Below are 13,978 nucleotides of genomic sequence, written 5' to 3'. Positions count from 1 at the left end.
ACAAAGGAGATATGAATGATGAGAATTATTTTGTATACAGGTAAAGGCGGCGTAGGAAAAACTAGCATTTCAGCAGCAACAGCAATTCAAAGCGCAAAACAAGGATTAAAAACTTTAGTCATGAGTACAGATCCCGCTCATAGTTTAGGAGATTCATTTGGTATAAAGCTATCTTCTGAGCCATTAGAAATTCGTGAAAATTTGTGGGCACAAGAAATTAATACGATTTATGAGATGGAAAAAGGATGGGGAAAATTACAGAAATATATTACACTACTCTTCACTTCCAAAGCAGCCGATGATATTACAACAGAAGAATTAACGATGTTTCCTGGTATGGAAGATTTAATTAGCTTACTTCGCGTACTCGATTATTATAAACAAAACACATATGATGTTATCATTATTGATTGTGCTCCAACAGGAGAAACATTAGCAATGCTAAGCTTTCCAGACATGCTCGGCTGGTGGATGGAAAAATTGTTTCCTATTAAAAGAAAAGTTTTAAAAGTCGTTCGTCCTGTAGCTCAACCACTCCTTGGTGTCCCTCTTCCAACCGATGATATTATGGACGAATTAACAAATACACTTGAACAGCTCGGAGAAATGAGAGATATTTTATCAAACCGAGAAGTAACAAGTATCCGCATCGTTGTAAATCCTGAAAAAATGGTCATTAAAGAAGCTCAGCGTAGCTTTACTTATTTAAATTTATACGATTATAACGTAGATGCCATTATGATTAATCGCGTCATCCCTAACACTGTCACCGATCCTTATTTTCAGGCATGGAAAGATACACAGAAGAAATATAAAACATTAATTCAAGATAGTTTTCAACCCCTTCCTATTTACGAAGCTCCAATGTTTGAACAAGAAGTTGTTGGTTTGTCTATGTTAGAACGTGTAGGAGATTCTTTATTTAAAACTGATCATTCCCCTACAGAAGTGAAATTTAACGGGCGCACTCAATATGTAAAAAAGGATGGCGATGAATATATTTTCGTTCTGTCCATTCCCTTCTCAAACAAAAGTGAACTTTCCTTAAATCAAAAAGGTGATGAACTTATTATTCGAGCGGGTTCTGTTAAACGGAACATCACGTTACCAAAAACATTAACACACCTTTCTATTCAAGGGGCAAAATTTGAAGAAGATATACTAAACATTCGGTTTGGAGGTGTAGTGCATGCATGAGGAACTACTACGAAGGGTAATTCGTACAAAAGTAAAAGTCGGGATGCATATATTAGAAGAGCTACCTAATCCAATCCAGCAATCAGCTAAGCAAATATTAAATATTTTGCAAGAGGAGCTAGCTGCTTATCCGAAAGAACGAGATCATCATGAAGTTAATTTAAAAAATATCATAATTGAATAACTATCTCTGTATAGAGGGCCTTTTTTAGGCTTTCTATACTTTATTGGAGTGATGTAAGTTGATGAAAAAGCATTCCACTACTATACTCTGGATCATTCCCTTATTATTTTTCATTCATAACCTTGAAGAAGCTTTCCAAATGCCACAATATCTTGCTAATCAATTTTCAATCCGTCTTATAACTAGCCAACAATTTTTCATTGCCATTTCCGTATTAACAATCTTTGTATTACTTATCGTCTTTCTATATCAACTTAACTTCTTGTCTTCTATATGCTGGATTATTTTTATACAAGGGGCTATCTTCTTTAACTCTGTTCAACATATTATTTTGTTTTTCATTTATCGCTCCTATAACCCCGGCGTCATATCAGCATTTTTCATTACTCTCTTTTCTATTTTCTTTTTTTTATCAAAAAAACACTTAATTCATCAAAAGCAATTCGTAATTACAATCCTTTTCAGCTTATTTTCTTATCCCATTATAATTTGGATCACCTTACTGTTCGCTAGCTATTTTCATTCATAAAAAAAGACCAGGAAAACTCCTGGTCCATTACTCTACTTAACAAACATTGGATTCTACGTTATACAGAATTGGAAGGTACAGAATTAGGGTTTGTTTGTTAAGCAGATTATATGTTGAACGAACTAACAGCGGAGGGGTTCCTTCTGCTAGCCCGTTAAACCCAATCATTATTTTACGATTTTTTCAAGCTCCTCAAGTGAAAGATCTACTGAAATTGAACCATCATTTGTTTCTTTCTTAATTGCATCTGTTACTTCTTTTGAATGGTATAATTCAATTACTTTTTTCAGTGTTGGATCATCTTTATCTTTCGTACGAGCTGCGAAAATATTAATATAAGGCTTCGCATTTTCATTCTTTGGATCTTCTAAGAAAATAGGATCCTTCGCTGGATCTAATCCAGCTTGACCAGCAACACCGTTATTAATAACTGATGCCGCTACATCTTTTAACACACGAGGTGTTTGCTGTGCGATAACCGGTGTAATTTTTAATTTCTTCGGATTTTCAGCAATACCACTTGGATCTCCAAATAGACCAAAATCCTTTTTCAGCTTTAATAATCCAGCTGCATCAAGAAGTTTTAATGCACGTGCTTGGTTCGTTGGATCGTTTGGAATTGCAATTTCTGAACCATCTGGGATTTCATTTGATTTCTTATATTTTTCAGAGTATAAACCCATTGGTGCAATTTGTGTTGTACCAACAGCTGTAATATCTAACTTATGTTCCTTTTTAAATTGCTCTAAGAACGCAATATGCTGGAATGAGTTTAGTTCAATATCTCCATCAGCTAACGCTTTATTTGGCGTTGTGTAATCGGAGAACTCCACCAGTTTAATCTTAATCCCTTCTTTTTCAGCTTTTTTCTTCAAAATTTCCCAAGCGTCTCCATCCGTTCCAGTTACACCGACGCGAACTACTTTTTCTTTCGCTCCTGCACCCGTGTCTCCACTTGAGCAGCCGCTTAATGCTGAGACTCCTACAATCGCTGATAATGCAAATGCTAAAATTTTCTTCATTTTCTTTTCCTCTCTTCCTTTTTATGATCTGCGTAACAAGACTTTCGCAAAGTAATTCCCTAAATTTTGAGCTATCTGTACGAGAATAATAAGTAACACGACCGTTACGAACATAACTGATGTATCAAAACGTTGATAACCATATGTCATTGCTAAATCACCAAGACCGCCACCACCGACAAGCCCAGCAACTGCAGAAAATTCAATTAAACCAACTGTCATAAATGTGACACCTAAGATTAATGGTGCTAACGCTTCTGGTACAAGGATTTCAAAAACAATTCTAATTGGCGAGGCGCCCATTGCTTGCGCTGCTTCAATTACTCCTTTCGGAACGGAAACAAGGTTTGTTTCAACCATTCTAGCAATACCAATTGATGCGACTAACGTCATCGGGAAAATTGCTGCTGCTGTTCCAATCGTCGTTCCGATAACACTTCTCGTTAGTGGACTTAACGCTACTAAAAAGATAATGAATGGTACCGGACGAATTGTATTAATTATGATGTTAAGAATAGAAAAGACCCATTTATTTTCTAAAAAGTTTCCTTTTCTCGTTACATATAAAAGTAAACCTAGCGGTATACCAAGAATTGTAGCAAATATAAGGGTTACAATTACCATTAAGAGGGTATCCCCCGTCGCATCTAGTATGCGCGGCCAAAATATACTCCAATCAACTCGCATGAGCTTCTACCTCCTTCAGCTGCACTTGCAGTCTTAGATGTTGTAATGCTTTTTGAATTTCCCTCTGCTCCCCTTGCAACTCTACAAGAAGATTTCCAAATAGCACATTTTGAAGTTCAATAATATTTCCGTACAGTACATTTACATCGACGTTATAGTTTTTTGCGATATATGATAGTACCGGCTGTCCTGTCTCCTCACCAGTAAATGTTAGACGATAAATTTGACCACCATTTTGAATTTTCGCTACAACACTTTCCGGTAAATGATCATTAATGACAGAACGTACAAAGTTTTGAGTCGTCTTTGTTTTTGGTTGCGTGAAAACATCAAACAGTTTTCCTTCTTCAATAACTTTTCCCTTCTCCATTACAGCTACACGGTGACAAATTTCTTTCACAACATGCATTTCATGTGTAATAAGAAGAATTGTTAAATTGTATTCTCTATTTACTTTCTTTAATAAGTTTAGAATTTCTGTCGTTGTTTCTGGATCTAAGGCTGATGTTGCCTCATCACATATAAGAATATCTGGCGATGTCGCAAGTGCTCTAGCAATGCCCACACGTTGCTTTTGTCCACCTGATAGCTGCTCTGGGTAATAGTTTGCTTTATCTTCTAACCCTACAAACTTCAGCAGTTCATTTACTCTTTCTTTTATCTCATTCTTTGGTACTTTCGCTAACTTTAATGGATAAGCAATATTTCCAAATACTGTTCTTGAATTAAATAAATTAAAACTTTGAAAGATCATTCCGATTCTTTGTCTTAGTTTACGTAATTCTTTCGTCGATAATGATGTAATATCTTTATCATCTATTGAAATCGTTCCTGCCGTCGGTCTCTCTAACATATTTACTAGGCGTAATAACGTACTCTTTCCAGCACCACTAAAACCGATAATGCCAAAAATTTCGCCTTTCTCAACTGATAATGTTACATCCTCTACCGCATGAACAGATTGCCCAGCTGATTCATACACTTTACTTACATTGTTAAAAGAAATCATTTTTTCCCCTCCTATATGCTGTAAAAACTTGAAGTAGAGCTTTCGAGGTAAAATAAAAAGTGCTCTCCTTCTTATCAACCATAAAGATAAGAAGGAGAGCACTTATATGTACTCGTTCACATCTTCTCATCTTCCAAGCCTTTATATGGCTTGCTGGAGTTAGCACGGTATTAAAAAAACCCGTTGCTGAGGTATCGTAGGGCCAGTCCCTCCACCTCTCTGGATAAGAATGTATCGATTTAATTGTCGTTTAATTAATTCTCATTATAGAACTCAGAATAATAAGAGTCAATACATTTTTTAGAAAAATATTAATTATTCCTTTATTAAAATTTTCAGATGAAAATTCATGAGAAAATAGTAACTTTCAAGGTTATTTAAAATTCTTCTTCCTCATATTTTTAAACAGGAGAATCTTCTCTACGAATTGAATAAATTTATTTGAATATGAAACTCGGAGGAAGATAAATATATGAAAACAGCTCTTTTACTCATCGATATTCAAAACGATTATTTTCCAAATGGAAAGATGGAATTGCGTAATCCAGTAGAAGCAAGCGAATATGCTAATCAGTTATTACAACACTTTAGAACAAACAGCGAACCTATTTTTCATATCCAACACGTAGCTATAAAAGATGACGCTACTTTTTTCCTACCTAATACAGAAGGTGTACATATTCACGAAAGCGTACGTCCACTTAGAGAAGAAACAGTTATAGTCAAACATTATCCAAATAGCTTCCGAGAAACTAATCTTCTAGAGCAATTAAAACGTTTAAATATTGAACATGTCGTTGTATGCGGGATGATGACTCATATGTGTATCGATGCTACAGTAAGGGCTGCATTCGATTTTGGCTTTCAATGTACCGTTATACATGATGCTTGTGCTACAAAAGACCTGTCTTTTAAGAACGCTACTATACCAGCTGTTTACATTCACAATACAATTTTAGCTAGTTTAAATGGCGTATATGCAAATGTAATAAGCACGCAAGAATTTTTAGCTACATAAAAAAACACTCCTTTCAGTGAGCAAAACCGAAAGGAGTGTTCCTTGTCGAACCATAGATTTTCTTTCAAATTGTATTATACAGGAAATTCTCAAAATGAATACTAAAAAATATGACTAATAAGTCAACTTTTCTCATCATTTTATTTCTGTTCACATGTTTATCCCGCTATTAATAGGTTTTAGCTCATTCCCTTCGAACGATGGTAATATATAGGATTTCAATTTTAAAAGGAGCTCTTCACATTCTGTGAAGAGCTCCTCTACTATTTCTTATAAAGTTTCAGAAGTAGTTTTTGCTTGCATGTGAAGTGCTAAGTAATCAGGTCCACCAGCTTTAGAGTCTGTACCAGACATGTTAAAGCCACCGAATGGTTGGTAACCTACGATTGCACCAGTACATCCACGGTTGAAGTATAAGTTACCAACGTGGAAGTCTTCGCGTGCTTTTTCAATATGGTCACGGTTGTTAGTAATAACAGCACCTGTTAAACCGTATTCCGTATTATTTGCAATTGCAAGTGCATGATCGAAGTCTTTCGCTTTACAGAATGCTACTACTGGTCCGAAGATTTCTTCTTTCATTAAGCGAGCATCTTCTGCAACGTCAGCAACGATTGTTGGTTGGATGAACCAGCCTTTAGAATCGTCTCCTTCGCCACCTGCTAAGATTCTACCTTCTTCTTTACCAATTGCAACATAGCTCATTACTTTATCGAATGCAGCTTGGTCATTAACAGGACCCATGTTTGTACCTAATACTGCTGGGTTAGCAACTGTTAATTCTTTTGTTAATTCAACAGCACGATTTAATACATGATCATATACATCTTCATGGATTACTGCACGAGAACATGCAGAACATTTTTGTCCTGAGAATCCGAATGCTGATGCAACGATAGACTTAGCTGCTAATTCAAGATCTGCTTCTTTATCAACAACGATTGTATCTTTACCGCCCATTTCAGCGATAACGCGTTTTAACCAAATTTGTCCTGGGTTTACTTTCGCTGCACGCTCATAGATGCGGATACCTACATCACGAGATCCCGTGAAGCTTACGAAACGTGTACGAGGATGATCTACTAAGTAGTCACCAACTTCAGAACCGTTACCTGGAACGAAGTTTACTACGCCAGCTGGTAAGCCAGCTTCTTCTAATACTTCCATAAATTTCGCTGCTACTACAGGAGTTGTACTAGCTGGTTTTAGTAATACTGTGTTACCAGAAACTAAAGCAGCTGTTGTCATACCTGCCATAATTGCGAATGGGAAGTTCCAAGGAGAAATGATAACACCTACTCCTAATGGAATGTAAGAGAAACGATTATATTCAATTGGACGGCTTTCTACTGGAATACCGTCTTTTAATTTTAACATTTGACGACCATAATATTCCATAAAATCGATTGCTTCTGCTGTATCAGCATCTGCCTCATTCCATGGCTTACCTGCTTCTTTTACAAGAATAGCAGAGAATTCATGTTTTCTGCGACGAACGATTGCTGCAGCACGGAATAAAATATCTGCACGCATTTCTGGCTTTGATTTTCTCCAAGTTTGGAATGTTTCATCCGCTACTTGCATTGCTTTTTCAGCTAACTCACGGCTTGCTTTTGAAACACGACCAACAAGTTCCTCTTTATTTGCAGGGTTTACAGAAACAATTTTGTCTTCTGTAGTGATTTTTTCTCCCCCAATAATTAATGGATAGTCTTGTCCAAGATAAGATTCTACTTTCTTTAAACCTTCTTCAAACGCTAATTTGTTAGCCTCCACTGAAAAATCTGTAAATGGCTCATGTTTGTATGCTACTACCATTTTTTTTAGCCTCCCCTTAGAAAAACGTTTACATTTTACAACATTATTCTACACGATAATTTAGATTTATTCAAATATTCCTAGACTTATATTTTAAAAATTAATAAATTTTTAAAATATAATAAAAAAAAGAGATTCATACATGCGTATGAATCTACAAAATATGAGTATATTCCAAAACATTTTTCCCGATCAATAATATAGTAACTAATAAAAATAAAGTCCTTACATATCCAACACCTTTTTGAACCGCAAACTTCGATCCAAAATAAGCACCTAAGATCATTGATAATCCCATGATAATACCGTATTCAAAATGAATTATATCTAAAAATAAAAAAGTAATTAAAGATACAATATTACTAACAAAGTTCAAAAGTTTTCCAGATGCTGCCGCTTGAATAAAATCCAGGCCAATTAATAAAAATGCAAAAATTAAAAACGACCCTGTCCCTGGTCCAAAAAATCCATCATAAAATCCTATCATTAAAATAGCAAAGAAAAATATTAATGTTTTTCTTTGCGTCATCTTCTTATAGGTAGACACACTTCCCCAATTCTTTTTTGCAATAATATAAATAGCAATAAATACCAACATTACAAGTACTAATGGGCGTAAAATATCCGGTGGAATAAATTTTACTACTAAAGCACCTGCAACAGCTCCAACAATAGTTAACGGGATTAACTTTCCTACAATTTTAAAATCAACTTTTCCTGATCGAATGAAATACATCGCACTCGTAAACGTCCCCATTGTTGCCGCTAATTTATTCGTTGCAATTGCCGAAGCTGGCGATAAGCCAACAAACATAAGTGCAGGAAGCGAAATTAACCCTCCTCCTCCAACAACGGAATCAATAAAAGCTGCTAAAAAACCGAATGCAATTAATAAAATAATGACTTGAAAACTTAATTCTTCCATGAGCTTTACCCCTTACCCCTATTTTTTACAACATTTTAAATTATAACAAAATTACATAAGAAAAAAAGCTGTTCCATAGAGGAACAGCCTTCATATTTAATCTAAAATCTTCACAAGTGGTTCATCTTGTTTTGCTTCACGTATAATAATAGCTTCTGGGCGTTCTACAGATTTAATCGTTACTTGTACTTTCATATAATTCGGGAAGTATTCCATAACAAGCCCTGCCACATATTGTGTAAAACCAACTATTTCAGCTTTTCCATTAAACTGGACAGGAATATCAAGCTTCATTTCTCTTAATTCATCATCTCTATACATACCAGTACCAATAACAGCTGTATAATCGCCTTGGAAATAATCGCTTAGTTTTGCCTTAAAGTTGGATACTCTTGCAAGGTCTTCACGTTTATTATCTGTTTTCGCTTGCTCTGATGGGAACAAATAATATTTTTCATTAATTTGTTTCCAATCTTCAACCGTTTCACTACCTTTTTCGGCATTTGCATAAGAAACAAAATTACCTGGCACGAGAGAAGACTTTGGAGCTTGGCGATAAATCGCAAATGTTATTGGAATATTTTTGGTTTCAGGTTCTTTTTGATGTATGACTTTCAAAATTTCTTGCGCCATTTTTTTCCCTTCAGCTAACATCTTTTCATCCGGGATTGCAGCTTCACGTGGATAACCATGCTCTTCGTTAAAATATTGAACAGAATTCATCGCTAATCCAACTACCATACCAACGCGTTCCTCGTCGTTATCGCCTTTTTTCACATAATAATCATGCTCTAAAATATTCGAAATATATATTGGATTTTTTTTATTTTTCACTTCTAGTGATTCGGATCCTGTTCCTAATGCAGGGTTTAATCCTATATTAGGAAATTTAACTGCATCTTTTTTTAATTTGTCCTCTAGTTCCTTTTGTTCAGCATCTGTACGTTTTCTTTTAACAAGCATCTGTATAGTTTGAGTATCTAGAGCTTTTCCGCCTTTTAAAAAATTATCTTTCGTACTAAATGATTCTTTTGCAATTCGCATTAACCCTGTTTCAAATTCATCTATATCAAGACGACTATTTAACCCTTGCACGACTAAACCACGTGCCTTTCCACCATCAAATGGAATAGTCGTCTTATAATATTCATCCGAAATAGCGTATTTTGGAACAACTGATTGTTCTTTTGCTTTCCCCGATTTCTCAGCCACTTTTTCATCTTTGTCGGCACCTGCACTACACCCACTTACAAGTAGGCCAAGGCTTAATACCGCTAATGCTATTTTTTTCATGGTAAGTTTGCACCTCTTACTTATTTAGCTCTTGTAAGAACCTCTCTTCATTCCAAACCTCAACATTATGTTTCTCCGCTTGTGCTAATTTCGAACCAGCCGCTTCACCTGCAACAACTAAATCCGTACTCTTACTAACACTTCCCGTTACTTTTCCACCTAATGCCTCAATCTTCTTCTTCGCTTCACTTCGTCCCATAACTTCTAACTTACCTGTTAAAACAACCGTTTTTCCTGCGAAGTAAGATTCAACATTTTGTAAATCTGCAATTTTTATACCTTTGTATTTCATATTCACGCCATACTCTTTAAACTGCTGTAATAACTCTAATACATCTTCATTATCAAAATATGTCACAACAGATTGAGCCATTTTTTCGCCAATTTCATTAATTGCTTTTAGTTCTTCTTCCGTTGCTTTTACAAGCTCATCCATCGTTTCAAAGTGCTCTGCAAATGTACGTGCTGCTTTCGCTCCAACGTGGCGAATTCCAAGACCAAATAATAATCGCTCTAACGAGTTTTCTTTAGAATTTTCAATTGCTTGTATTAAGTTTGTTGCTGATTTTTCACCAAAACGTTCTAACTGTAATAATTGCTCTTTCGTCAATGCATATAAATCAGCAAATGTACGAATGTAATCAGCATCAAAGAGTTGTGTAATGACACGTTCCCCAAGTCCATCAATATTCATTGCATTTCTTGAAACGAAATGGATTAACCCTTCTCGAATTTGAGCAGGACAAGTTGGATTTATACAACGAAGTGCTACTTCTTCTTCTAAACGAACAAGTTCACTCTCACATGCTGGACAATGAGTTGGCATGCGGTATTCTTCTTCCTCACCAGTACGCTTATCAAAAATAACGTTCACAACTTCAGGAATAATATCTCCAGCCTTCTTCACAACAACGTAGTCACCAATTCGAATGTCTTTTTCACGAATTAAATCTTCGTTATGTAAAGAAGCACGACGAACAATCGTACCAGCAACTCTCACTGGCTCTAGTTCTGCAGTCGGTGTTACAACTCCTGTTCGGCCAACACTTAATTCAATGCCTGTTAATCTCGTTACAACTTCTTCAGCCGGGAATTTATAAGCAATCGCCCATCTTGGACTCTTCGCTGTAGTTCCTAGACTTTCTTGAAGGGCAACATCATCTACTTTTATAACGATTCCATCAATCTCATAATCAAGATGCGGACGTTTTTCTTGCCATTCTTCTACATAAGCTATAACTTCTTCAATTGTTTCACATGTACGGCGATTTGGATTTGTCTTAAATCCAAGTTCACCTAAGAAATCAAGCGATTCACTATGTGATGGAATTGTTTTTTCTTCTACATTCGCAAGACCATACACAAACATAGATAAGTTACGCTTCGCTGCAATTTTCGGATCAAGTTGACGTATTGAACCTGCTGCTGCATTACGCGGATTCGCAAATACATCTTCTCCATTTTGCTCTTTTTCTTCATTTAGTTTAACGAATGAACGCTTCGGCATATAAGCTTCGCCTCGTGCTTCTAACGTTACTTCTTCATTTAAACGAAGTGGGATAGCTTTAATCGTTTTTAAATTTTGAGTAATATCTTCACCCGTTACACCATCACCACGTGTCGCCCCTTGAATGAAGCGTCCTTTTTCATAATGAAGCGAAACGGCAAGCCCGTCAATTTTTAATTCACATATATATCTTACATTCGCACCATCAATTCCTTGACGTACTCTTCTGTCGAAATCACGTAAATCTCCTTCGTTAAATGCATTTCCTAAACTTAACATTGGTGACTTATGTGTTACTTTTTCAAATATATCAAGAACAGTCCCCCCAACGCGAACGGAGGGAGAATCTTCACTCATAAACTCTGGGTTCTCTGCTTCTAATTTTATAAGCTCCTGCATATTACGGTCATATTCCGCATCAGAAACAGAAGGATTGTCTAATACGTGATATTGATAGTTAAATGTATTTAATAAATCACGCAGTTCTTCAATACGTTTTTTTGCTATCTCTTTTGACATATCCTCATTCCTTTCTATTGTTTCGTCACAGGTGCAAATTTTGCTAACAAACGTTTAACACCAATTGGGCTTGGGAATGCAATATCTAATTCTTTTGCATCACCTTCACCTTTTACACTTACAACTGTACCGACTCCCCATTTTTGGTGGGAAGCTTTATCTCCTACTGCCCAGCCAATTTGTTCGCCGCCTGTCGTCTTAGCTGCAGGGCGCGCGAAAGCTGAACGAGAGCGTGTTGTCGTTGTGATTGTCGTTTTGCCGCTACTTGCCGTTCTGCCTTTTGCACCAAACGATGTTTCACGCTTTGGCGCTGTTTCATTTAATGATTCCACTAGTTCTGTCGGGATTTCTGTAATGAATCGAGACGCAGCGTTCATACTTGTTCTACCAAATAATGTACGCATTTGCGCGTTAGATAAATATAGCTCTTCTTCTGCACGAGTAATACCTACATAAGCAAGACGACGTTCTTCTTGCATTTCATCCTCTTCCATAAGAGAACGAGTATGAGGGAATATCCCTTCCTCTAAGCCAACAATAAAGACAACCGGGAACTCTAATCCTTTCGCTGAGTGCATCGTCATTAAAATAACTTCTTCACCAGCAGTTGGGTCTTCATCTACACGATCAATATCAGCAACAAGTGCTAAATCTGTTAAGAATGCAACAAGGCTCTTATCTTCGCTTTGAGATTCAAATGTTTGCGTAACAGATAAGAACTCGTCTAAGTTTTCTAAACGACCTTCCGCTTCTAAAGAACGTTCATTTTTCAACATATCGCGATAGCCTGTTTTTTCAATAACTTCTTCTACTAATTCTGTAACAGATAAATACTCTTGCATATTTACCCAGTTATTTAATAAATTCGCAAATTCTTTTACTGCCTTTGTAATTTTTGCACTTACTCCAACATGCTCAATTTCATCAAATACAGCAGTTAATGAAATTCCGTTTTGCACACCGTAATTAATAATTTTATCGATAGAAGTCGCACCAATACCACGCTTTGGCATGTTAATAATACGTGCAAAACTAATTTCATCATCTGGATTACCGATTAAACGTAAGTACGCCAAAATATCTTTAATCTCTTTACGATCGTAGAACTTCGTACCCCCGACAATTTTGTACGGAATGTTAGATTTAAGGAAAATCTCCTCGACCATACGAGACTGAGCATTCGTACGATATAACACTGCAAAATCAGTATATTTTCGTTTCCCCATTTGAATATCGTCACGAATTTTTTTCGCAACAAAATACGCTTCGTCCTTTTCAGTTGCAGCACGATAATACGAGATTTTACTTCCAACTTGATTGTCTGTCCATAATTTCTTCGGCTTACGATTCGTATTTTTTTCAATAACAGCATTCGCTGCATTTAAAATATTTTGTGACGAACGATAGTTTTGTTCTAACAAAATTACTTGTGCATTCTCATAGTCTTTTTCGAACGACAAAATGTTAGAAATATCTGCACCACGCCAGCGATAAATAGACTGGTCAGAGTCACCTACAACGCAAAGATTTTTAAAACGCGCTGCCAAATGTTTAACAAGAAGATATTGCGCTTTGTTCGTATCTTGATACTCATCAACGTGAATATATTGGAACTTACGCTGATAAAACTCTAATACTTCTGGAACACGTTCAAATAACTGAATCGTGGTCATAATTAAATCATCAAAGTCTAATGAATTATTTTTCAAAAGACGTTTTTGATACTCTGTGTATACATCGCTCGTTAATTTTTCATATGGATCAGCCATTGTAATTTTTTTTGCATATTTATCCGCAGATAACAGTTCATTTTTCGCATTACTAATACCCGCTAAAATAGAGCGCGGCTCAAATTTCTTCGGATCAATATTGCGCTCTTTCATAATTTTTTTGACTACAGTTAGCTGATCACCTGAATCTAAGATTGTAAAGTTACGATTAATACCAATACGATCGATATCGCGTCGTAAAATACGTACACACATAGAGTGAAACGTCGAAATCCAAATATCTTCTGCTTCTGGTCCGACAAGTGTATCAATACGCTCACGCATTTCACGAGCTGCTTTATTTGTGAAGGTAATAGCTAGTACATTCCATGGTGCTACACCTTTTTCACCAAGTAAATACGCAATACGATGTGTTAACACACGTGTCTTACCACTACCTGCACCTGCCATTAATAGAAGTGGTCCATTCGTTGTTTGTACTGCTTTTTGTTGCTGTGGATTTAAACCGTTTAATAACTTATCTGTCATACTCATATACGC

General features: G+C 36.1%; 12 protein-coding genes and 1 riboswitch. Of the genes, 4 read left to right on the top strand and 8 right to left on the bottom strand.

Going from position 1 to position 13,978, the window contains the following annotated elements; translation table 11 throughout:
* The first annotated feature begins 15 nt into the window (after positions 1-15).
* The 3 genes from NST90_RS01785 to NST90_RS01775 all read left to right on the top strand — a co-directional run bounded on the left by NST90_RS01785 (position 16) and on the right by NST90_RS01775 (position 1,910).
* Positions 16-1,197: an ArsA family ATPase gene (locus NST90_RS01785; protein ID WP_002023162.1), complete on the top strand. Its 1,182-nt coding sequence runs from the start codon at positions 16-18 to the stop codon at positions 1,195-1,197.
* Positions 1,190-1,381: a DUF3926 domain-containing protein gene (locus NST90_RS01780; RefSeq protein ID WP_000544106.1), complete on the top strand. Its 192-nt coding sequence runs from the start codon at positions 1,190-1,192 to the stop codon at positions 1,379-1,381. Before NST90_RS01785 ends, NST90_RS01780 begins: the two co-directional genes overlap by 8 nt.
* A gap of 61 nt (positions 1,382-1,442) precedes the next feature.
* Positions 1,443-1,910 (top strand): HXXEE domain-containing protein, encoded by a 468-nt coding sequence (locus NST90_RS01775; protein WP_012593137.1) that lies wholly within the window; start codon positions 1,443-1,445, stop codon positions 1,908-1,910.
* Between the two features lie 167 nt (positions 1,911-2,077).
* Here the strand turns inward: NST90_RS01775 and NST90_RS01770 are convergent, their stop codons facing one another.
* The 3 genes from NST90_RS01770 to NST90_RS01760 are packed head-to-tail and all read right to left on the bottom strand — an operon-like array spanning position 2,078 to position 4,628.
* Positions 2,078-2,932: a MetQ/NlpA family ABC transporter substrate-binding protein gene (locus NST90_RS01770; RefSeq protein WP_000721599.1), complete on the bottom strand. Its 855-nt coding sequence runs from the start codon at positions 2,930-2,932 to the stop codon at positions 2,078-2,080.
* A 21-nt stretch (positions 2,933-2,953) separates the two neighbouring features.
* Positions 2,954-3,619: a methionine ABC transporter permease gene (locus NST90_RS01765; protein ID WP_001261865.1), complete on the bottom strand. Its 666-nt coding sequence runs from the start codon at positions 3,617-3,619 to the stop codon at positions 2,954-2,956.
* Positions 3,609-4,628: a methionine ABC transporter ATP-binding protein gene (locus NST90_RS01760; protein ID WP_283748311.1), complete on the bottom strand. Its 1,020-nt coding sequence runs from the start codon at positions 4,626-4,628 to the stop codon at positions 3,609-3,611. Before NST90_RS01760 ends, NST90_RS01765 begins: the two co-directional genes overlap by 11 nt.
* Before the next feature lie 123 nt (positions 4,629-4,751).
* Positions 4,752-4,858, bottom strand: a riboswitch (SAM riboswitch).
* Between the two features lie 242 nt (positions 4,859-5,100).
* Here NST90_RS01760 and NST90_RS01755 point away from each other — a divergent pair.
* Positions 5,101-5,646, top strand: a complete 546-nt coding sequence (locus NST90_RS01755; protein ID WP_000844891.1) for a cysteine hydrolase family protein — start codon at positions 5,101-5,103, stop codon at positions 5,644-5,646.
* A 270-nt stretch (positions 5,647-5,916) separates the two neighbouring features.
* On the opposite strand, the gene pruA is transcribed toward NST90_RS01755, so the two are convergent.
* The 5 genes from pruA to pcrA form a co-directional block, all read right to left on the bottom strand.
* Entirely contained in the window at positions 5,917-7,464 is a 1,548-nt protein-coding gene (gene pruA, locus NST90_RS01750) for an L-glutamate gamma-semialdehyde dehydrogenase (protein WP_000259555.1), read from the bottom strand.
* A gap of 154 nt (positions 7,465-7,618) precedes the next feature.
* Positions 7,619-8,389: a TSUP family transporter gene (locus tag NST90_RS01745; RefSeq protein ID WP_000391974.1), complete on the bottom strand. Its 771-nt coding sequence runs from the start codon at positions 8,387-8,389 to the stop codon at positions 7,619-7,621.
* A 96-nt stretch (positions 8,390-8,485) separates the two neighbouring features.
* The gene (locus NST90_RS01740; RefSeq protein WP_000717026.1) at positions 8,486-9,682 is read right to left on the bottom strand and encodes a CamS family sex pheromone protein; all 1,197 of its coding nucleotides are present in this window, start codon (positions 9,680-9,682) and stop codon (positions 8,486-8,488) included.
* A 16-nt stretch (positions 9,683-9,698) separates the two neighbouring features.
* Complete coding sequence (gene ligA / locus NST90_RS01735; protein WP_000031449.1) at positions 9,699-11,708, bottom strand: NAD-dependent DNA ligase LigA; 2,010 nt, start codon at positions 11,706-11,708, stop codon at positions 9,699-9,701.
* A 14-nt stretch (positions 11,709-11,722) separates the two neighbouring features.
* A complete protein-coding gene (pcrA, locus tag NST90_RS01730) occupies positions 11,723-13,972 on the bottom strand; it encodes a DNA helicase PcrA (protein ID WP_033695235.1) in 2,250 nt (749 codons plus the stop codon).
* Positions 13,973-13,978: the final 6 nt, after the last annotated feature.

Source organism: Bacillus sp. FSL E2-8900 (assembly GCF_037966225.1).
Taxonomy (GTDB): domain Bacteria; phylum Bacillota; class Bacilli; order Bacillales; family Bacillaceae_G; genus Bacillus_A; species Bacillus_A cereus.
This window is presented reverse-complemented; position numbering and strand designations above follow the sequence as displayed.